Origin of the sequence: Marinobacter shunpengi, assembly GCF_045449695.1 — a bacterium.
Taxonomy (GTDB): domain Bacteria; phylum Pseudomonadota; class Gammaproteobacteria; order Pseudomonadales; family Oleiphilaceae; genus Marinobacter.
This window is the reverse complement of the sequence record NZ_JBJJKZ010000012.1, coordinates 215,474-238,658: the sequence shown is the minus strand read 5'-3', so window position 1 is coordinate 238,658 and position 23,185 is coordinate 215,474. Positions and strand designations below refer to the sequence as shown.

The following is a 23,185-nucleotide window of genomic DNA, read 5'->3' as shown; positions in this document are numbered from 1 at the left end:
TCAATCACGGTCGCGTTACGGGTTCGCAACGCCGGCCCCCATGATGGGCCCGGCATCAGTGGCTGAATCGGTAAAAGACAGCTGGATGGGAGCAGTGTAGCGAATCAGAAATGATCCTTGCCGTGACGCACTGCCGCAAACACGCCGCTGTCACTATCTGTTACAAGATTGTGCTCGCGGCCATAACGTTCGGCGACGCGGATGACCGCCGGGTCGTCCCAGCGCAGGAACGGGTTGCGCTGCTTCTCGTCACCAAGCACCACCGGCACGGTGGGGCGGTCTTCATCGCGCAGTGCCCGGCAGTGATCCTCGAAGGCGGACAGGGCAGGATCATCCGGCAGCCAGCTGCGGGCGAAGCGCAGATTGGCAAGGGTGTACTCATGGGCGCAGAAAACGTGGGTGTCATCCGGCAGGCCGCGCAGGCCGGCCAGGGATTCCACCATCTGTCCCGGCGTGCCCTCGAACAGGCGGCCGCAGCCGCAGGCAAACAGGGTGTCGCCGCAGAACAGGACCGGATGGCCGGCCACCGGCGTATCGCAGAAATAGGCGATATGGTCGAGGGTGTGGCCAGGCGTGGCCATTACCTGGAAGGTAAGGCTCTGCCAGACCACCTCGTCGCCGGGGTGGACCGTATCCGTTCCGCCGGTGTACGGGGAGCCGGCCGGCGCAACGATCCGTTGCGGGTCCAGTTGCTCACGCAGTTGTGCGATACCCCCGGTGTGGTCCGGGTGGTGATGGGTCACCAGGATGGTGTCCAGGGTGAGCCGGTGACGCTCCAGGTGGTCCACCACCGGCGATGCCTGTCCCGGATCGACGACCAGCGCCTTGCCGGAATCCGTGTCTGCCAGGCACCAGATATAATTGTCTGAGAATGCCGGAATCGGTGTAATGGTCAGCATGGACGCCTCATTTCAGGTGGTGGCCTCATTTCGGGCGGTGGAGTGTCACTGCTATGATAAAGCATCGGGTTGCGCGTGCCCAAGAGCAACCCTCATCACCGACGGGGTAACGGATGGCAAACATGCGTGGCTTGGAGTGGCAGCGGTTAATCCGTCGCCGGCGCCGTCAACAGCCCGATTACCGGGCCTCTCACCGCAGCCTGGAGGCCTGGTTCCAGTCTTCCCTGGGCCAGGCCCTGCTGGCGGACCAGCATGCCTGCGTGAACACCCACGTGGCGGAACTGGGCGGCGCGCGCCAGCTTCATGTTGCCCTCAGCCATCGCCTGCCCCTGGCAACGGATACTGATTACACCCAGCACATTATCGCCACCCCCTACTGGCGCAAGGACCTGCCCGACGGGGTGGTGGTCTGCGATCCCGACGAGCTGCCGTTTCCTTCGGGGTCGGTGGACCTGGTGATCCTGCACCACACGGCGGACTTCTCGGCATGGCCCCACCAGGTCCTGCGCGAGTCGACCCGGGTGCTGCGAGGTGGCGGGCAGTTGCTGCTGCTGGGTTTCAATCCGATCAGTTCCTGGGGCGTCCGGCGTCTGCTCAGCCAGCGTCGCCGGGGGCCCTGGGGTGGGCGCTTCCTGCTGCGGTCGAGGATGGAGGACTGGCTGAATCTGCTGGAATGCACGGTGGAGCGATCCGGCAGCTATTTCTTTCGTCTGCCTGTGCAGAGCGATTCGCTGATAGAGCGGCCCAGTCTGCTGGAGTACGTGGGTAATCAGGGAATGTTGCCGTTGGGCGCCTACTACTGCGTGCTGGCTACCAAGCACGTCTGTGCTCCCATTGCCCGGCGTCGGGCATGGCGGCCCGGTAAGGTGATTCCGCTGCCCAGTCCCGGTACACTCGGCGTTTCACGACAGGGTCGCGCCCAGGGCAGGGCGCGGCATGATGCCGAGGGACACGCAATCCGGAATCTTTGATGAGCGAACGAGTAACGCTGTATACCGATGGCGCCTGCAAGGGCAACCCCGGCCGCGGGGGGTGGGGCGCACTGTTGAGCTATGGTGGTCACACCCGGGAACTGTCGGGAGGTGAGCGGGAAACCACCAATAACCGCATGGAGTTGATGGCCGCCATCGAGGGGCTCCGTGCCCTGAAGCGCTCCTGCAAGGTGGATCTGTATACCGATTCCCAGTACGTGCGCAAGGGCATCACCGAGTGGATGACCGGCTGGAAGAAGAATGGCTGGAAAACGGCTGCCCGCAAGCCGGTGAAGAATGAGGACCTGTGGCGCGCCCTGGATGAGGAAGTGGCCCGCCACGACATCCGGTGGCACTGGGTTCGGGGGCATTCCGGTGTGCCGGGGAACGAGCGGGCAGACGCCCTGGCCAACCTGGGCATTGAACAGCTTGATCGCGCCAAAGTGGAGTAGTAACGAGCATGAGACAGATCGTCCTGGATACGGAAACCACCGGCATCGATCCGGCGGAAGGTCACCGCATCATCGAGATCGGCTGTGTGGAGGTGATGGAGCGGCAGCTGACCGGTCGCCATTACCATGTCTATATCAACCCGGACCGGGAGGTGGAAGAGGAAGCTATCTCGGTGCACGGGATCACCAACGAGTTCCTGGCGGACAAGCCCCGGTTTGCCGAGATTGCCGAGGAATTCTTTGAGTTCATCAAGGGCGCGGAGCTGGTCATCCACAACGCGGCCTTCGACGTGGGCTTCATGGACGCCGAATTCGCGCGGCTCAAGCCGGTGCGCAAGGTGGCGGACCACTGCGGCGTGCTGGACACCCTGGCCATCGCCCGCCGTAAGCACCCGGGTCAGAAGAACAACCTGGATGCGCTATGTAAGCGCTATGGCGTTGACAACAGTAACCGGGAACTTCACGGCGCCCTGCTGGATGCCGAGATCCTGGCGGATGTCTTCCTGCTGCTTACCGGCGGCCAGACGGCGCTGTCGCTGGATGCCGGTAGCGACGGCGATGAAGGTGTCCAGTCGATCCGGAGACTGCCGGCAGACCGACCGCCCCTGGCCGTAGTGCGGGCCAGCGATGACGAACTGGCCGCCCACGAAGCTTTCCTTGATACGGTGGAAAAGGCGGCCGGAGAAGTTCTCTGGCGGTCGTCAACATGAATGGCAGGGTGATGAAAAGGGTTTCGTAGGGATATGCGACAGAACTGAGAACTGTTTAGGAGTTCTTGAAAGTGATAGCCGCACTCGCTTGAGCGGGCTAACTTTTGTGTTATAAGTAATGGACAGTCCTTGTATTACGGCGATTTGCCCGGGTAACCCGCGAAACTCCTGCGCTGTACCAGAAAGGTCGTGTGGTGCCCGGCCAGGCAGTACCGGTTGAATCCGGGGCGGGCCTGACCCGCGACCGTCGGGAGACCCCTGTTCAGGCCAGGCCTGTGCAGGAGGTACCTGAAGAAGTGAAACGGTACCTGCGCAGGCCATGCTGAGACAGGAAGCGTCAGTTTATGATTCAGTCGTCACTAGCGACGAAGTCACAGTCGTTCGATCTGGTCAAGAAAGAGATAGAGCAGACCATCCGCAATGCGGAAACCAGCCTAGAGCGCTTCCAGGAGAACCGCGAAAGCGGTGAAGACCTGCAGAACTGTGTGGATTACCTGAACCAGCTCCGGGGTATCTTCGTGCTGGTGGAGCTGCGCGGCGGTACCCTCCTGTGCAAGGAGGCGGTCACTGTGGCCAACGATGTGCCCGTTGGTGCCAGTGACGACAAGAACATCCTCCTCACCACCCTCAACAGCTCGCTTTTTATCCTCCGCCGTTATGTAGAGTACTACCACCAGCAGCGGGAGGACCACCCGGAACTGTTGCTGCCTATCATCAACGAACTGCGGGTGGCGCGGGGTGAGCAGCCACACCCGGAATCCCACTTCTTTGAGCTGGACACCGAGAAGCGCCCGGATTTCTGCACCGGCACCTCCACCGAGCCCCTGGACCTTTCGGACGACGAGTTCGAGACCTACGCCCGGCGGATGCGACTGATGTTCCAGGTGGCATTGATCGGCGTGATCCGGGAGCGTAATGAGGTGGTCAGCAAGAAGCTTCTTTCCAGGGCTTCACGGGGATTTGCGCGCCTGTGCGGGGAAGGGCAGTTGAAGCAGCTCTGGTGCCTGCTGATGGTGGTGGCGGATACCATGACCGACCGCGCCATGGGGTTCAATAAGGCTCGCAAGCGTTTGTTGATGCGTGTCGAGAAGTACAGCCGTGACATGGTCTATGTGGGCCGCACGGCGGCACGGCGGACCCTGGACGAATCCATTATCCGCGAAATGGTCTACCTGCTCTATCGGAGCGGTTCCGGTAACCAGGAGGTACAGCGCATACTGTCCGCCTGGAACCTGGCACCATCGGACTATCCTGAATCCATGATGGAGGCCCACCGCAAAAGGCTGTATGGCCCCGGGGCGGATGTGCTCAAGTCCCTGTCCGAGGCCCTGCAGGACGAACTCAACCAGCTCAAGGACCGCCTTGATATTATCGAGCGTGGTATCGAACCGGACCTGAGCGAGCTGTCCACCATTGCCGATTCCCTCAACCGGCTGTCCAACACCCTGAACATGCTCGACCTCAGCCAGCTTGGGGAGATCGCCCAGGGCGAGGCCGAAAGGCTGCGCACCTGGGAGCATGCCGGATCGCTGCCGGCCGAGGATGAACTCTATTCCCTGGCGGATGCCGTGCTGGGTATCGAGAATGCGGTGCAGCAAATGGTATCGCGAGGCATTACCTCCGAGACTGATGCCCTGGCCATGGCCCGTCCGGATGCCCGCGAGGAGTCCCTCTACCTGCGGGAGGCCAGCATTGTGGTGGGGGACGAGGCCCGCAGTGCGCTGACCCTCGCCAAGCGTGCCATCACCGCGTTTGTGGAATCCGACTACGACAAGCTTCACCTGGCGAACCTGCCCCATACCCTGCACAGTATCTGGGGCGGTCTGCTGATGACCGGCGACCCGGACGCGGCGGATGTGATGGAACGGGTGGCCAGGTCCATCCAGGAGCGGTTGCTGGACGTGAAGGAACCGCCGGGCAGCGCCGTGCTGGAGTCCCTGGCCGATGCCCTGACGTCCCTGGAGTACTACATCGAGACCATCGGCACCCGTGACAACCGCAATCCGGATCTCCTGAAGCTGGCGGAGTCCTCCCTGGACGACGGGGGACTGTAATCAATGTCCTATCCGATGGCGATGCTGGTACTGGCCGGTCTTGGCGGCATTCTGGTGCTCATGGGACTGGCGTTCTTCCTGCGGCCCCGGTGGCTGCTGGGGTGGATCAAGGGCATGTTCGTCATTGTGCTGGTGGGCGGCGGTCTCTACGGCATTGCCGTGGCCATGCAGTTGCGCCACTACCAGGCGCTCTCCCATATGGAGACCATTGGCTCGCTCCGTATCGAGGCGATTGGTGACCAGACCTGGCGGGTCCGGCTGGACCAGCCCGGGGAGCCGGCGGAGAACTGGACCCTCAGCGGTGATGAGTGGCAGCTCGATGCCCGCATCATCCGTTTTGGCGGGCCGTTCGGCTGGCTTGGCGTCTCCCCCGGCTATCGTCTGGAGCGGATCAGTGGGCGCTACCATTCCCTGGAGCAGGAACGCAATGATGCGCGCACGGTTGAGGCAGTCGGCGAACAGGGCTGGCCGGACCTGTGGGAGATGGACCAGGCCTGGAACCTGCCTTTCATGGAGGGGATCTACGGTAGTGCCACCTATATGCCGTTCCGGGATGGCGCCCTGTACGATGTCCGGCTTTCGTCCAGCGGGCTGGTGACGGTGCCGGTGAACGAAGAGGCCAGGTCGGCGGTGCGGTTCTGGGACGAAGAATAGTTCAGGCAGGATAGTAAAAGAAAAGGGCATCCCGAGGGATGCCCTTTCTCGTTCCGTGAACGGTGGATCAGTTCAGCGAGAACAGCTGTCCGAGCTTGGTAGCCAGCATCATGTCACCTTCAGCGCGGAGCTGGCCGGACATGAACGCCTGCATGCCATCGGTCTCGCCCGAGACAATGCCATTCAGGGTGGCGGAATCCATGATCAGGGTAACGGAGGGATCGTCGTGATCGCCCTGGACCATCTTGCAGGTGCGGTCCTTGATGATCAGGTGGTAGTTCTGGTCGTCCTCGATGTTGAACTGGAACACCAGATCCATGCCTTCAGCGGCATCGGGGTTGAAGTTCTGTTCGAATTTTTCGAATACCTGGGCTACGGACATTGTTTTTCCCTTTTGTGTAACAAACTCCGCGAACGAGCGGTTCGCATCGTGCTGGGCGGACCGGCTGGCGATACACCAACGGGGACTGCCGGGTCTCCCGGCCAGCCGGCTCAGTCCGACTTTAGGGGCGCGCAGGGGGAGTGTCAAGAAAAAATCAAACGATCGTTTGACGAATTTCCGTCCCCGCTGTGCAACTTTCGTCCCCGGATGGTTGTACCCGCTATGGCCTCGGTTACAATCAGGACTCTCATTTGCAGTCGATCATGGAGCGTGCCTTGGAATTCCTTTCTGACTACGGTCTCTTTCTCGCGAAAGTCGTGACCTTTGTGATTGCGGTAGTGGTGGTCATCGTGGTGGCGGCTACGTCCATCCAGAAAAGCCGGGGGGAGGGTGACGATGAAGGCGAACTCACCGTTCGCCGACTCAATGAAAAGTACCGCAAGCTGCGGGAAGCCATTGAGAGCCGGATGCTGTCACCGGAACAGCGTAAGCTGTGGAAGAAAGCAAAACAGAAAGCGGAGAAGGCAAAGAAAAAGGCTGGCAAGTCCGCCGACAGGAAAGACAAGGAAGAGGAGACCCGGCCGAAGACCTTTGTGATCGACTTTGACGGTGACATCAAGGCCAGCGATACCGAGACCCTGCGGAAATCCGTAACGGCGGTGCTCTCTGTGGCCGAGCCAGGGCGTGACGAGGTGGTGGTGCGCCTGGAAAGCGGGGGCGGCCTGGTCCACGCCTATGGCCTGGCGGCGGCGCAGCTCGACCGTATCCGGGGCAAGGGTATCCACCTGACCGCCTGTGTCGACAAGGTGGCCGCCAGCGGCGGTTATATGATGGCCTGCGTGGCGGACCGTATCGTGGCGTCCCCCTTTGCGGTGCTCGGTTCCATTGGCGTGGTGGCCCAGTTGCCGAACTTCCACCGGGTGCTGAAGAAACACGACGTGGACTATGAGATTCTCACGGCCGGCGAGCACAAGCGGACGCTGACGATCTTCGGTGAGAATACCGACAAGGGGCGCCGCAAATTCCTGGAAGACCTGGAGGACACCCATCACCTGTTCAAGGACTACGTCCGTGAGCGCCGGCCCGACCTGGATGTGGACAAGGTGTCCACCGGTGATATCTGGTTTGGCACGCGGGCACTGGAGGTGAAGCTGGTGGATGAGATCCGTACCTCCGACGAGTACCTGATCGATGCCTGTGATCGCTCGGATGTGGTGTCGGTCAGTTTCCAGCGCAAGCGTACATTGCCGGAGAAACTGGGGCTGGCCACCAGCGCCGCCCTGGAAGCAACGGTCTGGCGCGTGCTGAGTGCCTTCCGCAACCAGAACATCCAGTAACAGACCATTCCTCAACCCCAGGAGACAGGCAATGAGCAACGATACCGAGTACCAGGCATGGCGTGTCCACGAGCAGGATGGTGACTACGTTGGTGCCGAGGAAACCTGCAATACTGCTGATCTTCCGGACAACGAGGTGCTGATCCGTGTCAGCCATTCCTCCCTGAACTACAAGGACGCCCTGTCCGCATCCGGCAACAAGGGCGTGACCCGCAACTTTCCCCATACCCCCGGCATCGATGCCGCCGGCGAGGTGGTGGCCTCCGGTGGCAGTCCCGCTGTCGGGGCCGAGGTGATCGTGACCGGCTACGACTTGGGCATGAACACCCCGGGCGGCTTTGGCGAGTATATCCGTGTGCCGGCGCAGTGGTGCGTGGCCATGCCCGATGGCTGGGACGCCCGCAAGGCCATGATTTATGGCACTGCCGGCCTGACCGCGGGCCTGTGCGTGGGTAAATTGCTGCGCATGGGGGCCACCCCCGAGCAGGGGCCGGTGCTGGTGTCCGGCGCCAGCGGGGCGGTGGGTACCGTGGCCGTTGAGATCCTGGCGGGTCTTGGCTTCCAGGTGACCGCTGTCTCCGGTAAGTCCGATCATGCGGACGCCCTCAAGGCGCTCGGTGCGGCGGAAGTGCTGGGCCGGGATGCCCTGGAGGCTTCTCCCAAGCCGATGCTGAAGCCGGCATTCGCCAACGCCGTCGATACCGTGGGCGGCAGTCCGCTGGCGGAAATCCTCAAGCAGGTCCAGCCGGGTGGCTCGGTTTCCTGCTGTGGCCTGGTGGCCGGCCCCAAGGTGGAAACCACGGTGATGCCGTTTATCCTCCGGGGCGTGAATCTGCTGGGTGTGGACTCCGTGGAGATTCCCCTGGCGGAGAAGGAGGCGGTCTGGAAGAAGCTGTCCTCGGAATGGGCCTGCCCGAAGACCGAGGCGTCCGCCCGGGATATCGGCCGCAAGGATCTGGATTCAGCCCTCAAGGCGTTTCTTGCTGGCCAGTCCAGCGGCAAGATCGTGCTGGATCATGGCCTCTGAGGCATCGATGTGATCGGTGTCAGGAGCGGGCGCCGGTCACATACAGACGGGCATAAAAAAACGCTGGCCGAGGCCAGCGTTTTTTGTTTCCGGATCAGGCGGTTTCCGCTACCGGGAATTCCCCGCGCCGGCGGAACAGCGGCTCATCGTTGTCCGTGGCCGCCTGGTAGGCATTGCTGAAGAAGTTCAGGCACCGCGGCGCCTTGTTGATGTCCTTGTCCGCCCGCAGGGCGTAACTGTCGAAGCCACAGCGCTTCATGAACTGGAGCTGGTCCAGCAGGACATCCCCAATGGCCCGGAGTTCGCCCCGGTAGCCAAAACGCTCCCGCAGCAGGCGGGCGGAGGAATAACCGCGACCGTCGCTGAACTTGGGGAAGTTCACCGCAATCAGGGGCAGTTCCTGCACGTGATCGGCGATGAGTTCCGGTTCCTCGTGGCTGTCCAGCCAGAGGCCTACCTGGTCGTTACCGGCATAGTGCTCACGGCCGGCCAGCCAGAGTTCCGCCGGCACCAGGCAGGGGCCTTCCGGCAGCGTCAGGGTCTCGCCTTCGGCGGGATGCTCCAGCACCTGCCAGTGGTCGGCAACGATACTGCCGTCGTGGCGAACGATATCAGGCATAGACGCGCTCCTTGAACGGGGTGATGCCGATCCGGCGATAGGTATCGAGGAACTCTTCCTCCTCGGTGCGGTTGTCCACGTAGACGTTGATGATCTTCTCGATCACCTCCGGCATGTGCTCGCGGGCGAAGGAAGGGCCCAGGATCTTGCCGATGGAGGCATCGTGCTGGGACGCGCCGCCAAGGCTGATCTGGTAGTACTCCTCGCCCTTCTTGTCGACACCGAGTACGCCGATATGACCCACATGGTGGTGCCCGCAGGCGTTCATGCAGCCGGAAATGTTCAGGTCGATGTTGCCCAGGTCGTAGAGGAAGTCCAGGTTGTCGAACCGGCGCTGGATGGACTCGGCCACCGGGATTGACTTGGCGTTGGCCAGGGCGCAGTAGTCGCCGCCGGGGCAGCAGATCACGTCCGTCAGGGTGTTCAGGTTGGCGGTGGCAAAGCCCATGGGGCGGATGGCCTGCCACAGGTCGTAGAGCTGGTCCTGACGCACATCCGCCAGTACCACATTCTGCTCGTGGGTCACCCGTACCTCGCCCAGGCTGTACTGCTCGGCCAGGTCGGCAATCTGCTCAAGCTGGCGGTCCGACACATTGCCCGGGGGCGTGCCGGTCTTCTTCATGGTCAGGGTGACAATGGCGTAGCCGGGCTTTTTGTGCTCGTTGACGTTGCGGTTCACCCAGTTGTCGAAAGGCCTGCTCTCGGCACGGGCGGACACCAGGGATTCGGGGTTATCCTGCAGAGCCTTATAGTCCGGCTCGGTGAAGTAGCCCTTCATCCGCTCGATGGCATCGTGGGTGAGGCGGGTGGGGGAATCCTTGATATGGGCCCATTCCGCCTCCACGCGCTCGGCAAAACCCTCCGGCGTCAGCGCCTTGACCAGGATCTTTATCCGCGCCTTATACTTGTTGTCCCGGCGACCATAGCGGTTGTACACCCGCAGGATGGCTTCCAGGTAAGTCAGCAGATCCAGCTCCGGCAGGAAGTCGCGGATTGCCGGGCCGACCATGGGCGTGCGGCCGAGGCCGCCACCGACATGGACCCGGAAGCCAAGCTCACCGGCGTCGTTGCGCACCATCTGCAGACCGATATCGTGGACCTGGATGGCGGCGCGGTCGGTATGCTCGGAGGCGTTGACCGCCACCTTGAACTTCCGGGGCAGGAAGGCGAACTCCGGATGGTAGGTGGACCACTGACGGATGATCTCGCAGTAAGGGCGCGGGTCTGCGATCTCGTCGGACTGGACCCCGGAGAACTGGTCCGTGGTGGTGTTACGGATGCAGTTGCCGCTGGTCTGGTTGGCGTGCATCTCCACTTCCGCCAGTTCCGCCAGGATATCCGGCACATCTTCCAGTGCCGGCCAGTTCAGTTGCACGTTCTGACGGGTGGTGAAGTGGGCGTAGCCCTTGTCGTAGTCACGGGTGATGCTGGCCAGCCGCCGCAACTGCTCGGCACGCAGCATGCCATAGGGAATGCAGATCCGCAGCATGGGTGCGAGGCGCTGAACATAGAGCCCGTTCTGCAGGCGCAGGGGGAGGAATTCGTCCTCGGCCAGTTCACCGGCCAGGGCACGATCGGTCTGGTCCCGGAACTGGGCTACCCGTTCCGAGAGAATCTGCCGGTCGTGTTCATCATAAACGTACATAATCGGATAGTCCTGAATCGTCCTGTTGCACTCTCTCCGGTGGCTGGCCTCGTTGGTCGGGCTGCCTGCCGGGAGATGACATGTGTCAATGGGTGCTGATGCGGGGCAGGATAGCACCACGTCCTTATTCTTAAAATGATTATTTCAAAATATGGTAATCGATTCTGGTGATAAGAGGAGCCGCCAAACGTGCGGTCAATAACGGATCAGGCGGGCTGTACCGGTTTCAGCCAGATTGGCTTGCAGCGGCGTCCCGCCTGCATTAAGGTAAATCCCGGACGTGGTAAACGGACGTCACGAGACCAGACCAGAACAATATCAAAAAACGTCAATCGGAGAACCGGATATGAAGAAAAGCACACTCAATGACAGCCAGGTCGACGCTATCGCCTTTACAGCGCTGGTAGTGCTGGTGGTTGCTTTTGCCGTTAGCTGGGTATCGTTTCAGTAAGCGGACCCTGGCGGCAGGTCATACCCGGTGGTGTGCCTGCCCCGATCGCTTGATTTTTCAGCGCCCGGCCAGCACCCAGCTGACGATCAGGGCCAGTACCACCACAAACCCCACCGTAAACAGGATACCGGCAATAATGTAGGGCCATGGGCTGTGACTGCTGAAGTCCTCCTGATGACGCTTGCCGGACTGTACCCCGAAGGCGCCTGCCAGCACACTCTGCAGAACCTTGAGGACACCAGGGCCTTTCTTGCGTCCCCGGGTGCTGTCAGGGGCTGACCTGTCCTGTCTGTCGTTGTCTGCCATGGCTACTCCTGTCGTTTTCTTGTTGTATCGGGTCGGTCGGTGTGGGGGCAGGCAGGAATGCCCGCCCGTTCCCGCTCACTCCGCCGGATCGTAGGCCAGGCTGGGGGCGAGCCAGCGTTCGGCCTCGGCCCGGCTGATACCCTTGCGGTCGGCATAGTCGGTGACCTGGTCCTTGCCAATCTTGCCCACGGCAAAATACTTCGACTCCGGGTGGGCAAAGTACCAGCCTGACACCGCTGCCGTGGGGAACATGGCGAAGTGCTCGGTCAGTTCGATACCGGTGTTCTCCGGCGCCTTCAGCAGGTCGAACAGGATTTCCTTCTCGGTGTGGTCCGGGCAGGCCGGGTAACCCGGGGCAGGGCGGATGCCCTGGTACTTTTCCCGGATCAGGTCGTCGTTGTCCAGGTGTTCCTGCGGCTGGTACCCCCAGAATTCCTTCCGCACCCGCTCGTGCATGCGCTCGGCAAAGGCTTCCGCCAACCGGTCTGCCAGGGCCTTGACCATGATGGCATTGTAGTCATCATTGGCGTCCTTAAACTCCTGGGAGAATTCCTCGGCGCCGACGCCGGCGGTCACCGCGAAGCCGCCCACATAGTCGCACTGGTCCGACCCTTCCGGCATCACGAAATCCGACAGCGCCCGCATGGCCTGGCCCGAGGCCTTGTCATCCTGCTGGCGCAGGTGATGGAGGACTGTCAGCTCCTCGCGACAGCTCTCGTCCCGGTAGACCACGATATCGTCACCACGGCGGTGGGCCGGCCAGAACCCGATAACGCCCCGGGCCTGCACCCGCTTCTCGTCGATCATCCGCCGCAGGATCTGTTGCGCGTCATCGAACAGGGTGCGTGCGGCTTCACCGCGCTTGGGGTCATCGAACACGGCGGGATACTTGCCGGCAATATCCCAGGAAATAAAGAACGGCGTCCAGTCGATGTAGTCCAGCAGTTCGTTGAGGTCGTAGTCATCGAAGGCGCGAACGCCGGTGAAAGCGGGCTTCACCGGTGTGAATCCGTCGAAGCCGATCTCCGGCGCGCGCTCCCGGGCTTCCGACAGGGATACCAGCTTGGTGCGTTCCCCCCGGTTCTTGCGGCGTTCGCGGATTGCGTCGTATTCCTTCCGGGTTTTCTCCACGTAGTCGGGCTTGCCGTTGCGGCTGAGCAGGGTGGATGCCACGTTCACACAACGGGAGGCGTCCGATACGTACAGTGCCAGGTCATTCTTGTACTGTGGCTCGATCTTGACCGCGGTATGGGCCTTGGACGTGGTGGCGCCGCCGATCATCAGCGGAACCTGGAAGTCCAGGCGCTGCATCTCCCGGGCCACATGGACCATTTCATCCAGGGATGGGGTAATCAGCCCGGAGAGACCGATAATATCCACGTTTTCGGCTTTGGCTGTTTCCAGGATCTTCTCGCAGGGCACCATCACGCCCAGGTCAATGACCTCGTAATTGTTACATTGCAGTACCACGCCGACGATGTTCTTGCCGATATCGTGGACATCACCCTTTACTGTGGCCATGAGAATCTTGCCCTTGGCCTTCTGGCCCTCGGACTTTTCGGCCTCGATGTAGGGGATCAGGTGAGCTACTGCCTGCTTCATGACGCGGGCACTCTTGACCACCTGGGGCAGGAACATCTTGCCGTCGCCGAACAGGTCGCCCACTACGTTCATGCCATCCATCAACGGACCTTCGATAACCTCGATGGGGTGCTCCGCCCGCTGACGGCACTCTTCCGTATCGTCAACAATGTAGGTGGTCACGCCCTTGACCAGGGCATGTTCCACCCGTTTCTCCACCGGCCATTCCCGCCAGGCCAGGTCTTCCTCACGGGTCTTGCCGCCCTGGCCCTTGTAGCGCTCGGCAATCTCCAGCAGGCGATCGGTGCCATCGTCCCGGCGGTTGAGGACCACGTCCTCCACCAGTTCCTTCAGCTCCGGGTCGATCTCGTCGTAGACCACCAACTGGCCGGGATTGACGATGCCCATGTTCATGCCCGCCTTGATGGCGTGGTACAGGAAGACGGAGTGGATGGCCTCGCGCACCACGTCGTTGCCCCGGAAGGAGAAGGACACGTTGCTCACACCGCCGGAAATGGAGGCGTGGGGCAGGTTGTCACGGATCCAGCGGGTGGCGTTGATGAAATCCACCGCGTAGTTGTTGTGCTCCTCAATGCCGGTGGCGATGGCGAAGATGTTGGGGTCGAAGATGATGTCGCCGGGGTTGAAGCCGATGCCCACCAGCAGGTCATAGGAGCGCTTGCAGATCTCGGTCTTGCGCTCGAAGGTATCCGCCTGGCCGTCCTCGTCAAAGGCCATAACCACCACGGCGGCGCCATAGCGCATGCAGTCCCGGGCCCGTTTGAGGAATTCCTCTTCGCCTTCCTTGAGGGAGATGGAGTTGACCACCGACTTGCCCTGGACACAGCGCAGACCTGCCTCAATCACCTCCCACTTGGAGGAATCCAGCATGATGGGCACCCGGGAAATATCCGGCTCGGAGGCCACCAGATTCAGGAACGTTACCATGACGTCCTTCGAATCCAGCATGCCCTCGTCCATGTTGATATCGATGATCTGGGCGCCGTTCTCCACCTGGTCCCGGGCCACGCTGAGGGCTTCCTCGTACTGCTCCTCCTTGATCAGGCGCAGGAATCGCTTGGAACCGGTAACGTTGGTGCGTTCACCCACGTTGATGAAGAGTGTGTTCTCGTCGCCGGTAAAGGGCTCCAGGCCGGACAGGCGCAGGGCCTTGGGGCGCTCGGGAATCTGCCGGGGCGGATACTTGGCGACGGCGTTGGCAATCGCCTCGATATGATCCGGGCGTGAGCCGCAACAACCGCCGATGATGTTCAGGAAGCCGTCCCGGGCGAAGCCTTCAATAACGTCCGCCATTTCCTCCGGGGTCTGGTCGTATTCACCAAACTCGTTGGGCAGGCCGGCGTTGGGATGGGCGCTGACGTAGGTTTCCGCCTTGGCGGACAGCTCCTCCACATAGGGGCGCAGGGCGTCGGCGCCCAGGGCGCAGTTCAAGCCGACAGTCAGTGGCCTGGCGTGGGCGATGGAATTCCAGAAGGCCTCGGTGGTCTGGCCGGACAGGGTGCGGCCGGAGGCATCGGTAATGGTGCCGGAGATCATCAGCGGGAGTTCGATACCGGAATCCTCGAAATACTGCTGCACCGCGTAGATGGCGGCCTTCGCATTGAGGGTGTCGAAGATGGTTTCGATCAGCAGCAGGTCACAGCCCCCTTCGGTGAGGGTCTGTGCCGCTTCGTAGTAGTTATCCACCAGGGTCTGGAAGTCCACGTTCCGGTAGCCCGGGTTGTTGACGTCCGGGGAAATGGAAGCCGTGCGGGAGGTGGGGCCAATGGCGCCCGCCACAAAACGGGGTTTGTGGGGCTCGCGGGCGGTGAACTCATCGGCGATTTGCCGGGCCAGGCGGGCGGATTCCCGGTTAAGTTCCGGCACCAGCTCTTCCATGCCGTAGTCCGCCTGGGACAGACGGGTGGAGTTGAAGGTGTTGGTCTCGATGATATCTGCGCCCGCGGCCAGATAGTCGCCGTGGATACGAGTCAGCAGGTCGGGCTGGGTCAGGCAGAGCAGGTCGTTATTGCCCTTGACCTCCCGCTCATAATCCCGGAAGCGCTCGCCGCGAAAGGCGGCTTCATCCAGTTGCTGATTCTGGATCATGGTACCCATGCCGCCATCAAGGACAACAATACGTTCCTTGAGGGCCTGGTGGAGCTGGGCAAGTCGGGTCGCGCGATCGGTCATGTTCTGGGTTGTCCGGGCATAATGAGTGTACGGTTTCGAGCCGGGCATAATACCAGAATTGACCGATCGAGTCCTGCCGGGCGCGACCGGGGTCATTCGATCCCGGGCCTTGAAAACCACAGGCCGGGGCCTTATTGACTTAAAATCCGACCAAAATACTTGGTCTTTCAGGAACCCGGGTTCTCCGTTAAAATGGACCCACACTTACTGACAGGTTGAAGAAATGGCATTGGTAACCGTTACCGACTCCGCAAGAGACTATCTTGCCGAACTGATCAACAAGCAGGATGTGGAAGGCATGGGCGTGCGCATCTTCGTGACGCAGCCGGGTACCAAGCATGCCGAAACCTGCCTGGCCTACTGTCCGCCCAATGAAGTGGTCCCCACCGATGAGCAACTCGACCTGGGCAAGTTCACCCTGTATCTGGATCAGAATTCTGTCCCGTTCCTGGAAGAGGCCCATGTGGACTACGCCAAGGACCAGATGGGGGGGCAGTTGACCATCAAGGCACCCAACGCCAAGGTGCCCAACATTGACGAGGATGCGCCGCTGCCGGATCGCGTGAATTATGTGCTGGCGTCGGAGATCAACCCCGGGCTGGCGTCCCATGGTGGTGATGTTCAACTGGTGGAAATCGTCGACGAGTCCGTGGCCGTGCTCCGCTTCGGTGGTGGTTGCCAGGGCTGCAGTGCCGTCAGCCTGACCCTGAAGCAGGGCGTCGAGTCCACCCTGAAGGAGCGTGTTCCGGAGATCAGCGCAGTACGCGACGTCACCGACCACTCCTACAAGGAGAATGCCTACTACCAGTAAAGAGCCCGTCAGGGCTGATAGCTGGCGGTACCATGACCCTACAGTTTTCGGGCTGTGGGGTTTTTTATGGCCTACAGGCAGTTGGTGGGGCGGGGCAGCCCGGCAATACGGCAGGCGGTCTTGGCCGGGGCGCCGGAGAAGAGCTGCATCAGGTAGATGCTGTTGCCCCGGTCTTCTCCCAGGGTTTCCCGAACCGCCTTGACGAACAGCCGGTTGGAAGGGGGCGCCATTTCATGTTCCCTGTAAAAATCCCTCAGCAACCATATGATTTCCCAGTGTTTCTCCGTTAGCTCAATACCGGATTCATCAGCGATGGCCCTGGCCACCGCTTCGTCCCATCGCCAGGCGTCCTCCAGGAAACCTTCATTGTTTCGTTCGGGTAGTGCCACGGATGCCCCCTACCAGCTGATAATACGTGAGAAACGGTCGGTGAGTTGGACCATGCCCCGGTAGTCTACCAGCGGTATGCCACCGCCAACGCCCCGGGCCTCGCAATCGGCGGCGAGCGCCTGGGTTGATTCCGGTAGTCGGATATTGTCGTCCACCAGGGCGAGCACGGCATTTTCGGTCAGCAGCAACAGGTCCCCCTCAGCCATACCCACGAAACAGGCGGTAAATCGGGGATGTCCCGGTGTCTTGTTGAGGATATGGAGCGTGGGCGTGTTCTCGGTCTGGTTGCTCATAACTGCACTACCTGAAGGAACTGCCGGTAGAAGGCTGTATCCGGGGTGACGGACACGGCCTCCGGGGTCGGCTCGTTGAGGTCGAAACGGGCCATGGCGGAGGCGTCGGCATAGAGCTCCGACACCCCGAACATCCTGGCCGCTCCCAGGTTGCGGCTCACGGTCTTCTGCCGGATCGCATCACCGTCCTGGCCAGGGCGCAGCCAGTTAACCCCTTCACCGCGAAACAGCAGAGCCACCGGTCGGTCAAAGGCAGCCAGGGAGAAAGCCATGTCCAGCGTCTCGCGGCCATGCCAGTCGCCGTAGGGTGCCCGGTCGATCACCATCAGCAGCGTATCGTCCATCTCAGACGCCTCCGTGAAAATAGATAACGCGATCGGATGAGGTCTGGGCCTCCACCCATTCCCCAAGGCCGGCGATAGAGAAGCCGCTGGCCAGGTTGGAGGCCGGCCGCTCATACCGGGAGGCTTCCTGCTCATCCAGCAGGCCCCGGCGCAAACAGGAGGCTATGCAGGCCACGGCAGGAATCCGGTGTTGCGCCAGCAGGGCCTGCCACTCGGCGGTCCAGTCGGTTTCGTCCGATGGCGGGGTATTCAGGGCGGATGAAAGGTACACCCCATCACCATAGAGGAACAGGCGGTCACAGGTATGGCCAGTGTCGAGCAGGGCCTGACAGAAGGCGAGCGCCGTTGCCGGGGCCTGGCTGCTATACGGGGCACCGGTCACGACCAGGGTATAGCCGGGTGCCTGGTGTTCCTCGGTGTGGGGCATGGTGTGTCTCCTGGGATCCATGGGCGTTATTGTGCCATAAAGCGGCTGGTAGCAGGATTTCGGCCGGGCTGACGAAAAAGGCCCCGCGTTGCGGGGCCCTTAAGCGTACGAATAATGGCGCCGGAGCGTTTATTCGTTGAATGCCCCAAGGAGGTGGAGCAGGGACACGAACAGGTTGTAGATGCTGAGGTACAACCCAACCGTCGCCATCACGTAGTTGGTTTCGCCGCCGTTCACGATACGACTGGTGTCGTACAGGATGAAGCCGGACATCAGCAGCACGATGGCCGCGCTCAGGGCGAGGCTGAACATGCTGATATCAACGCCAAACAGGCTGGCGACCAGGCCACCCAGCATGGCAGCGATCACCACAACCATGCCTGCGACCAGGAAGCTGCGCATGAAGGAGAAGTCCTTCTTGGTGGTCAGCACGTAGCCGGACAGGGCAAAGAACACCAGGGCCGTGCCGCCCAGGGCCTGCATCACGACGGTGCCGCCATTGGACATGGCCAGGTAGTGGGACAGTAGCGGCCCAAGAGAAATGCCCAGCAGACCGGTAAAGGCGAATACCACACCGATGCCGGCGGGGCTGTTGGCGGTACGGGGAAGTACCAGCCAGATCAGCGCCAGGGCGCCGAGGGAGCACATCAGGCCGATGCCATGGCTCAGGTTGAGCGCCATGGCCACGCCCGCCATGACCGCACTGAATACAAGCGTCATGGCCAGCAGCATGTAGGTGTTACGTAGCACCTTCATGGCATCGGTGCTGATTCCGGTACCAGCACCGGCACGGGTGGCCGCGTAGGTACCCTGATTCTGGTTGACGTTAAAACGCCTGTTATCCATGTTCATCTCCGTCATCTGATCGATCGGTGTTACATCCGTACCGCCATAGTAATGGTCGGTGCTTAACTTTCAATCCTCAACATTATGCCATTGAGACATTTCACAGCGGAAATGGTTTCATGACATCTGCCTGATTTTTGTGAGTTGTCGTCTGTCCTCATTTTCAAACTGATAATGGGGGCAGGCGGCCAGTTTATCAATAGGTCAGACCACCAGGGTGGGGCACCTGGCCATGCTGGCCACCCGCTGGGAGACACTGCCCAGTATCATGCCATCCTTGTCGCTATGGGTACCACGGGAACCCACCACAATCAGGTCCACATCATGCTGTTTGGCAAACTTGACGATGGTCTTGGATGGCCTGCCGCCCTTGACGAAGCCGCGGACGCTCGGCGCGCCCGCCTGTATGGCATACTGCTTGGCATACTCAACCACATCCCTGGCGTACTCGGACAGGGCCTCATCCGGAATCTGAAGCTCCTGCGGGCGCACCATGGACAGTGACGCCTCAAACAGGCTGTGGTGTTTGTAGACGCAGATCAGGTACAGCTCGGCGCCGGTCAGTTTCTGGAACTCCACCGCCTTCTCAACCGCATCCAGTGCCGGCTTGGAGCCGTCCACGGCTACCAGGATTCGTCGAAACATGATCACCTCCTCAGCGCAAACCAGCGCTTTTTGATCAGCGGAATGCCACGTCCCGTAGGAACAGCGCGATTTGCGGGAAGGCAATGATCAGGCCTGCCGCCGCTATGAGCATGATGACAAACGGTGGCGTCCCTCGGATAACTTCCCAGTAGGGGCGTTTGAAAATCGCGATGGCCGTGAAAATATCGCAGCCGAAAGGCGGTGTGGCGGAGCCAATAGCCACCTGCAGCGTTATCAGCACACCCACCAGTACCGGGTCGAGCCCGGTGGCCTGGATGGCCGGTGCGAAGATGGGCGTCAGCACCAGGATCACCACGATAGGATCCACAAACATACAGGCAATAAAGAACGACACGCAGATTGCGATCAGTACGCCCACGGGACCGGCTTCGTTGACACCAACCGCTGCCAGAATGGCCTGTGGAATCTGGGCGAACGAGATGATATAGGAGAAGCCGTTACCGGCGGCCACCAGGATAAAGACCACGGCGGTAATCAGGCCGGTGGACTTGGCGATGCGGTAGATATCGATGGTCTTGAGAGAGCGGAAGATCACGAATTCCAATAGCAGGGCGTAGAGCACACAGACCGCTGCCGCCTCGGTGGGACTGAAGATACCGCCATAGATACCACCCACGATAATCACCGGGAAGAACAGTGGCCAGAGGGCCTCCCGTACGGAGCGGGCCCTGTCGCCCCAGCTTGACTTATCTTCAGTGGGCACCTTGTTGCGGATGGCATAGAACAGACAGTAGGCAGAGAACATCACAAGGATCATGATGCCCGGGCCGATACCGGCAATGAACAGTTCGGCAATGGAGGTTTCTGAAATAACCCCGTAAATAATCATGCCGATACTCGGGGGGATCAGGAACGCAATATCACTGGCGTTGATGATCAGGGCCAGTGTAAAGGAGTCCGAGTAGCCGGCCTTGAGCATCTTGGGTCGCAGGGGCGAGCCGATGGCCACCACGGTGGCCTGGGTGGAGCCGGAGACAGCGCCGAACAGGGTGCAGGAGGTTGCCGTGCTGATGGCCAGGCCGCCTTTCACATGACCAATGAAGGACATGACCATGGCGATCAGCCGGTCCGCCGAGTGGCCGCGGGTCATGATGTCCGCCGCCAGGATAAACATGGGTACGGCGATCAGGGAGGCAGGCCGGATGCCGCCCATCATCTGCTGGACCAGGGTGGTCATCTGGCCAAAACCATTGAACATTTCGTAGAAGCCGACCAGTGCCGCGGTCAGCAGGGGAATCATCATCGGGAAGCCCAGCAGGAGCAGCACGATCATGATCACCAGTAGTAACGTTGCCATGTGTGATTCCTTTTTTCTTGCTCTTGCGGTGGTCAGACTTCGGTTTCAGTATCGGCGTAGCCGTCGAGCACCGACGTCGACAGGTAGACGTCCTTGGACACAAGGTTCTTGATGGCGGTCAGAACGTACTGCACGCCCGTGATGGCAAAGCCTATGGGAACCCATACATAGATGATCCAGATGGGGATCCCAAGGGCAGGCAGGACGCGACCACGGTCATACAGGTTAAGGATGTACTCCACCGAGTAGTAGCAGAGAAAGAACATCACCATGGAGGTAAACAGGGCGATGACAATCATCAGGATCTTGCGGCCCTTGGCGGGCAATGTGTCGTAGATGGCCGACATACGTATGTGACGCCCGTGGCGGGCGGCATAACCGAGGCCGGCAAAGGTAATCAGTATGATCAGGATGCGGTTGATCTCACCGGAGAAAAACAACCCCTCTCCGAAGGCAAACCGGGCAACGACGTTGATACAGGTATTAAGGGCCATCAATAGCACCCCGATGGCGAGCATCACGGCCTCTATCTTGGCTATTATCAGGTCGACAACGCCCAGTGGGCCAGGCAGGCCGGATTTGTAGCCTTCCGCTTCGTCCGGTTCAGTGGCTGAATTGGTCATGGTGAGAACTCCGTTTTAAATCCAGAAGAAAAGCCAGCCCCGGGGCACTACCCCGGGGCGGCTCAAGGATCAGTTGCTCTGGACCTCTTCCAGGTCTTCCTTGAATTGCTCAAGCAGTTCCTTGCCTCTTTCGCCGGTCATTTCGATAAAGGTTTCCTCTACCTGCGGCGCACGCTTGCGGAAGGCTTCGATCTGCTCGTCGTTCAGTTTGGTGACGGTCACGTCATCGCTGGCTTCCTGGATCTTCGCAAGGGATTCGTCCGCCAGACCGTCGATATGAGTGATGATCTTGTCGAACGCATAGTCCGCTGCTTCCTGAACCAGTTTCTGGTCTTCCTCGGACAGGCCCTCATAGAAATCCTGGTTGGCCATGATGGCGGTGGTGAACCAGCCGTGACCGGTAAAGATCAGGTTGGGGGATACTTCATACAGGCCGCCGGACTCAATCCAGAAGATGGGGTTCTCCTGACCGTCGATCATATTGGTCTGCAGGGCGCCGTACACCTCACCCCAGGGCAACGGTGTCGGGGTGGCACCGAACGCCTCGTAGGTGGCCGACAGCAGCGGGTTGGTCATGACGCGGATCTTCTTGTTCTGCAGATCTTCGGGTGACGTGGCCTGCTCGTCCAGGGTGATGACCATCTCCCCTTCGGGGTACATCTTCAGCAGTTCCAGGCCCTGTTCCGAATAGAGCTCGGGAAAGTCCTCGTTGATGGCCTCACTGGTGCGGAAGAACTCAACAACGGTCTCCATGTCCGTGGGCATCAGATACGGAATGAAGAAGATCTGCGCTTCGGGAATCAGCGAACCGGTAAACCCGGGGGACTGGTTGACGAACTGCAGGATGCCGTTCTGGGTCTGCTCCATGATGTCGTCAGACTCACCCAGCTGTCCGAACTCGAAGATCTGGATGGTGTGATCGGAATTCTCTTCGACATAATCCTTGAAGTGTTCGGCGTAAACGTCCTGAACGTCTCCGTCGTATTCTTCGTGGGCATAACGCCAGGTTGCGGCGTTAGCGACACTGGTGGCGGCGATGGCCGTTGCCAGGGTCAGGGAGGATGCTCCTACGACTTTTCGAAACATTGTGCTCTTGTTCATGCCTTTCTTCTCCATCGTCCTCAAGAGGCACGGCTGGGGTATGACCGGCTTTATTATTGTATTAAGTGGGCCTGGATATCGGGCGCGAGAAACCCGAAGCCAGCCGTGGCAGTTTTGATTAACGCCTATTTAGACTGGCAAAACATTGATAATAAGGCAAGAAAACCACTGCAAAGGAAACGCAACTAATTGCTGTTTTGTGCTTGAATGGGCGGTTCTCAGGGGCCGTTATGGCATACCCTTGACGTTGCCGGAATGCCGTTATGGCAGCTTTCGGGGCGATGCGGCCTGGATGGTTCGGCGACAGTCTTCAGAGTGGGAGGAACGTTTGTGACGAGGTGGATTGCGATACTCTGTACCGGTTTTTTCCTGTCGGTGGCAGTGAATGCCCAGGCGCTGACAGGGGATACGGTGAGCCGTTTTATTGCTTCCATGGAGGAGCTGCAGACGGACGAGTCCTTCTCCGGCCAGTTTATGGAAGCCTGGGAAGCGAGCCGGGAGGCACAGGATGATCCACGGTCACTGCTGTTGTCGGATGCGGTCGCGTTCATGGAGGGCTCGGAAGGTTATGCCACCCTGCAAGCGGTGGTGAAAGAGCACGGTTTTGACAGCCCCCAGGCCTGGGGGCGGGCAGGGGACCGGGCCCTGTTGGCACTGACGCGGCTGGATATGGCGGACAGCATCTCCGAGATGCAGGAACGACTGGTCGGTATGCGTCGGGAGGTGAACAATAGCACCCAGTTCTCCGATGAACAGAAACAGCAGATGCGGGCCATGATTGAAAGGACCGCCAGGATGCTTGAGCGCATGGAGCAGGTGCCTTCGTCGGACCTGGAAGCCGTCGAGCCACACCGTTCCGAACTGAAGCGGGTGCTGGAATACGATCTGGGGAACTGAGTTGCTGTTAGGTGTTCGAGGGAAGCGTTAAAAAAGAAGGAAAGAAAAATGGCGGTGGGCCAGGGATTCGAACCCCGGGAAGGCTACTAACCTTCGGCGGTTTTCAAGACCGCTGCATTCAGCCACTCTGCCAGCCCACCGTTTATCCATATTGTCACTGCCATTGCGACAGCGACGTGCATGATACCGGAATGTTCTGATGTGTCAAC

At 60.5% G+C, this 23,185-nt stretch carries 24 protein-coding genes and 1 tRNA gene; 9 read left to right on the top strand and 16 right to left on the bottom strand.

Annotated elements, in window-relative coordinates:
* Nucleotides 1-104 precede the first annotated feature (104 nt).
* A complete protein-coding gene (gene gloB, locus ACJO2E_RS07725) occupies nt 105-899 on the bottom strand; it encodes a hydroxyacylglutathione hydrolase (RefSeq protein ID WP_406963305.1) in 795 nt (264 codons plus the stop codon).
* Nucleotides 900-1,021: 122 nt separating this feature from the next.
* Here gloB and ACJO2E_RS07720 point away from each other — a divergent pair, with 122 nt between their 5' ends.
* From ACJO2E_RS07720 to ACJO2E_RS07700, 5 genes are all read left to right on the top strand, one after another.
* Nucleotides 1,022-1,870 carry a methyltransferase domain-containing protein gene (locus ACJO2E_RS07720; protein WP_406963304.1) on the top strand — a complete coding sequence of 283 codons (849 nt, stop codon included), beginning with the start codon at nt 1,022-1,024 and terminating at the stop codon, nt 1,868-1,870.
* Nucleotides 1,870-2,322: a ribonuclease HI gene (gene rnhA, locus ACJO2E_RS07715; RefSeq protein WP_406963303.1), complete on the top strand. Its 453-nt coding sequence runs from the start codon at nt 1,870-1,872 to the stop codon at nt 2,320-2,322. Before ACJO2E_RS07720 ends, rnhA begins: the two co-directional genes overlap by 1 nt.
* 8 nt (nt 2,323-2,330) lie before the next feature.
* A complete protein-coding gene (gene dnaQ / locus ACJO2E_RS07710) occupies nt 2,331-3,032 on the top strand; it encodes a DNA polymerase III subunit epsilon (protein ID WP_406963302.1) in 702 nt (233 codons plus the stop codon).
* A 344-nt stretch (nt 3,033-3,376) separates the two neighbouring features.
* Complete coding sequence (locus ACJO2E_RS07705; protein WP_406963301.1) at nt 3,377-5,086, top strand: FimL-related protein; 1,710 nt, start codon at nt 3,377-3,379, stop codon at nt 5,084-5,086.
* A 3-nt stretch (nt 5,087-5,089) separates the two neighbouring features.
* Nucleotides 5,090-5,740, top strand: a complete 651-nt coding sequence (locus ACJO2E_RS07700) for a multidrug transporter (RefSeq protein WP_406963300.1) — start codon at nt 5,090-5,092, stop codon at nt 5,738-5,740.
* Nucleotides 5,741-5,807: 67 nt separating this feature from the next.
* On the opposite strand, the gene ACJO2E_RS07695 is transcribed toward ACJO2E_RS07700, so the two are convergent.
* Entirely contained in the window at nt 5,808-6,122 is a 315-nt protein-coding gene (locus ACJO2E_RS07695; RefSeq protein WP_328189908.1) for an SCP2 sterol-binding domain-containing protein, read from the bottom strand.
* 275 nt (nt 6,123-6,397) lie between these two features.
* On the opposite strand from ACJO2E_RS07695, the gene sohB reads away from it, so the two are divergent.
* Together sohB and ACJO2E_RS07685 are read left to right on the top strand one after the other, a co-directional pair.
* Nucleotides 6,398-7,459: a protease SohB gene (gene sohB, locus ACJO2E_RS07690; RefSeq protein ID WP_406963299.1), complete on the top strand. Its 1,062-nt coding sequence runs from the start codon at nt 6,398-6,400 to the stop codon at nt 7,457-7,459.
* Between the two features lie 31 nt (nt 7,460-7,490).
* Nucleotides 7,491-8,486, top strand: coding sequence for a YhdH/YhfP family quinone oxidoreductase (locus tag ACJO2E_RS07685; protein WP_406963298.1), 996 nt, complete (start codon nt 7,491-7,493; stop codon nt 8,484-8,486).
* A 94-nt stretch (nt 8,487-8,580) separates the two neighbouring features.
* On the opposite strand, the gene ACJO2E_RS07680 is transcribed toward ACJO2E_RS07685, so the two are convergent.
* The 4 genes from ACJO2E_RS07680 to metH form a co-directional block, all read right to left on the bottom strand.
* Nucleotides 8,581-9,105 (bottom strand): DUF934 domain-containing protein, encoded by a 525-nt coding sequence (locus tag ACJO2E_RS07680; protein ID WP_406963297.1) that lies wholly within the window; start codon nt 9,103-9,105, stop codon nt 8,581-8,583.
* On the bottom strand, nt 9,098-10,750 hold the full coding sequence (locus ACJO2E_RS07675; RefSeq protein ID WP_406963296.1) for a nitrite/sulfite reductase: 1,653 nt from the start codon (nt 10,748-10,750) through the stop codon (nt 9,098-9,100). The genes ACJO2E_RS07680 and ACJO2E_RS07675 overlap by 8 nt, the downstream gene beginning before the upstream one ends.
* 508 nt (nt 10,751-11,258) lie before the next feature.
* On the bottom strand, nt 11,259-11,507 hold the full coding sequence (locus ACJO2E_RS07670) for a DUF2970 domain-containing protein (protein WP_406963295.1): 249 nt from the start codon (nt 11,505-11,507) through the stop codon (nt 11,259-11,261).
* Nucleotides 11,508-11,582: 75 nt separating this feature from the next.
* Nucleotides 11,583-15,281 (bottom strand): methionine synthase, encoded by a 3,699-nt coding sequence (gene metH / locus ACJO2E_RS07665; RefSeq protein WP_406963294.1) that lies wholly within the window; start codon nt 15,279-15,281, stop codon nt 11,583-11,585.
* Nucleotides 15,282-15,504: 223 nt separating this feature from the next.
* Between metH and nfuA the strand changes: the two genes are divergently transcribed.
* Complete coding sequence (nfuA, locus tag ACJO2E_RS07660; protein ID WP_406963293.1) at nt 15,505-16,092, top strand: Fe-S biogenesis protein NfuA; 588 nt, start codon at nt 15,505-15,507, stop codon at nt 16,090-16,092.
* Between the two features lie 71 nt (nt 16,093-16,163).
* Here the strand turns inward: nfuA and ACJO2E_RS07655 are convergent, their stop codons facing one another.
* The 9 genes from ACJO2E_RS07655 to ACJO2E_RS07615 all read right to left on the bottom strand — a co-directional run bounded on the left by ACJO2E_RS07655 (nt 16,164) and on the right by ACJO2E_RS07615 (nt 22,079).
* Complete coding sequence (locus ACJO2E_RS07655) at nt 16,164-16,481, bottom strand: TusE/DsrC/DsvC family sulfur relay protein (protein WP_406963292.1); 318 nt, start codon at nt 16,479-16,481, stop codon at nt 16,164-16,166.
* Between the two features lie 9 nt (nt 16,482-16,490).
* Nucleotides 16,491-16,775, bottom strand: a complete 285-nt coding sequence (locus ACJO2E_RS07650) for a DsrH/TusB family sulfur relay protein (RefSeq protein WP_406963291.1) — start codon at nt 16,773-16,775, stop codon at nt 16,491-16,493.
* Entirely contained in the window at nt 16,772-17,119 is a 348-nt protein-coding gene (locus ACJO2E_RS07645; RefSeq protein ID WP_406963290.1) for a DsrE family protein, read from the bottom strand. The genes ACJO2E_RS07650 and ACJO2E_RS07645 overlap by 4 nt, the downstream gene beginning before the upstream one ends.
* A 1-nt stretch (nt 17,120) precedes the next feature.
* Nucleotides 17,121-17,546, bottom strand: a complete 426-nt coding sequence (tusD, locus tag ACJO2E_RS07640; protein ID WP_406963289.1) for a sulfurtransferase complex subunit TusD — start codon at nt 17,544-17,546, stop codon at nt 17,121-17,123.
* A gap of 129 nt (nt 17,547-17,675) precedes the next feature.
* Nucleotides 17,676-18,392 carry a Bax inhibitor-1/YccA family protein gene (locus ACJO2E_RS07635; RefSeq protein ID WP_406963288.1) on the bottom strand — a complete coding sequence of 239 codons (717 nt, stop codon included), beginning with the start codon at nt 18,390-18,392 and terminating at the stop codon, nt 17,676-17,678.
* 204 nt (nt 18,393-18,596) lie between these two features.
* Nucleotides 18,597-19,037, bottom strand: coding sequence for a universal stress protein (locus tag ACJO2E_RS07630; protein WP_328189926.1), 441 nt, complete (start codon nt 19,035-19,037; stop codon nt 18,597-18,599).
* A gap of 34 nt (nt 19,038-19,071) precedes the next feature.
* Nucleotides 19,072-20,355 (bottom strand): TRAP transporter large permease, encoded by a 1,284-nt coding sequence (locus tag ACJO2E_RS07625; RefSeq protein ID WP_406963287.1) that lies wholly within the window; start codon nt 20,353-20,355, stop codon nt 19,072-19,074.
* Nucleotides 20,356-20,387: 32 nt separating this feature from the next.
* Nucleotides 20,388-20,978: a TRAP transporter small permease gene (locus ACJO2E_RS07620; RefSeq protein ID WP_406963286.1), complete on the bottom strand. Its 591-nt coding sequence runs from the start codon at nt 20,976-20,978 to the stop codon at nt 20,388-20,390.
* 69 nt (nt 20,979-21,047) lie between these two features.
* Nucleotides 21,048-22,079 (bottom strand): TRAP transporter substrate-binding protein, encoded by a 1,032-nt coding sequence (locus tag ACJO2E_RS07615; protein ID WP_406963285.1) that lies wholly within the window; start codon nt 22,077-22,079, stop codon nt 21,048-21,050.
* 330 nt (nt 22,080-22,409) lie between these two features.
* Here ACJO2E_RS07615 and ACJO2E_RS07610 point away from each other — a divergent pair, with 330 nt between their 5' ends.
* The gene (locus ACJO2E_RS07610; protein ID WP_406963284.1) at nt 22,410-22,976 is read left to right on the top strand and encodes a hypothetical protein; all 567 of its coding nucleotides are present in this window, start codon (nt 22,410-22,412) and stop codon (nt 22,974-22,976) included.
* Nucleotides 22,977-23,025: 49 nt separating this feature from the next.
* Here ACJO2E_RS07610 and ACJO2E_RS07605 read toward each other — a convergent pair.
* Nucleotides 23,026-23,116, bottom strand: a tRNA-Ser gene (locus ACJO2E_RS07605).
* Nucleotides 23,117-23,185 lie beyond the last annotated feature (69 nt).

Bases quoted from the DNA above. Each gene is read 5' to 3' on its own strand.
- ACJO2E_RS07670 (WP_406963295.1), bottom strand. From the start codon at position 11,507: ATGGCAGACAACGACAGACAGGACAGGTCAGCCCCTGACAGCACCCGG.
- ACJO2E_RS07720 (WP_406963304.1), top strand. From the start codon at position 1,022: ATGCGTGGCTTGGAGTGGCAGCGGTTAATCCGTCGCCGGCGCCGTCAA.
- gloB (WP_406963305.1), bottom strand. From the start codon at position 899: ATGCTGACCATTACACCGATTCCGGCATTCTCAGACAATTATATCTGG.
- ACJO2E_RS07615 (WP_406963285.1), bottom strand. From the start codon at position 22,079: ATGAACAAGAGCACAATGTTTCGAAAAGTCGTAGGAGCATCCTCCCTG.
- ACJO2E_RS07700 (WP_406963300.1), top strand. From the start codon at position 5,090: ATGTCCTATCCGATGGCGATGCTGGTACTGGCCGGTCTTGGCGGCATT.
- ACJO2E_RS07675 (WP_406963296.1), bottom strand. From the start codon at position 10,750: ATGTACGTTTATGATGAACACGACCGGCAGATTCTCTCGGAACGGGTA.
- ACJO2E_RS07685 (WP_406963298.1), top strand. From the start codon at position 7,491: ATGAGCAACGATACCGAGTACCAGGCATGGCGTGTCCACGAGCAGGAT.
- ACJO2E_RS07635 (WP_406963288.1), bottom strand. From the start codon at position 18,392: ATGGATAACAGGCGTTTTAACGTCAACCAGAATCAGGGTACCTACGCG.
- tusD (WP_406963289.1), bottom strand. From the start codon at position 17,546: ATGCCCCACACCGAGGAACACCAGGCACCCGGCTATACCCTGGTCGTG.
- rnhA (WP_406963303.1), top strand. From the start codon at position 1,870: ATGAGCGAACGAGTAACGCTGTATACCGATGGCGCCTGCAAGGGCAAC.
- ACJO2E_RS07650 (WP_406963291.1), bottom strand. From the start codon at position 16,775: ATGAGCAACCAGACCGAGAACACGCCCACGCTCCATATCCTCAACAAG.
- ACJO2E_RS07645 (WP_406963290.1), bottom strand. From the start codon at position 17,119: ATGGACGATACGCTGCTGATGGTGATCGACCGGGCACCCTACGGCGAC.
- ACJO2E_RS07695 (WP_328189908.1), bottom strand. From the start codon at position 6,122: ATGTCCGTAGCCCAGGTATTCGAAAAATTCGAACAGAACTTCAACCCC.
- ACJO2E_RS07630 (WP_328189926.1), bottom strand. From the start codon at position 19,037: ATGTTTCGACGAATCCTGGTAGCCGTGGACGGCTCCAAGCCGGCACTG.
- nfuA (WP_406963293.1), top strand. From the start codon at position 15,505: ATGGCATTGGTAACCGTTACCGACTCCGCAAGAGACTATCTTGCCGAA.
- metH (WP_406963294.1), bottom strand. From the start codon at position 15,281: ATGACCGATCGCGCGACCCGACTTGCCCAGCTCCACCAGGCCCTCAAG.
- ACJO2E_RS07705 (WP_406963301.1), top strand. From the start codon at position 3,377: ATGATTCAGTCGTCACTAGCGACGAAGTCACAGTCGTTCGATCTGGTC.
- ACJO2E_RS07625 (WP_406963287.1), bottom strand. From the start codon at position 20,355: ATGGCAACGTTACTACTGGTGATCATGATCGTGCTGCTCCTGCTGGGC.
- ACJO2E_RS07620 (WP_406963286.1), bottom strand. From the start codon at position 20,978: ATGACCAATTCAGCCACTGAACCGGACGAAGCGGAAGGCTACAAATCC.
- dnaQ (WP_406963302.1), top strand. From the start codon at position 2,331: ATGAGACAGATCGTCCTGGATACGGAAACCACCGGCATCGATCCGGCG.
- ACJO2E_RS07680 (WP_406963297.1), bottom strand. From the start codon at position 9,105: ATGCCTGATATCGTTCGCCACGACGGCAGTATCGTTGCCGACCACTGG.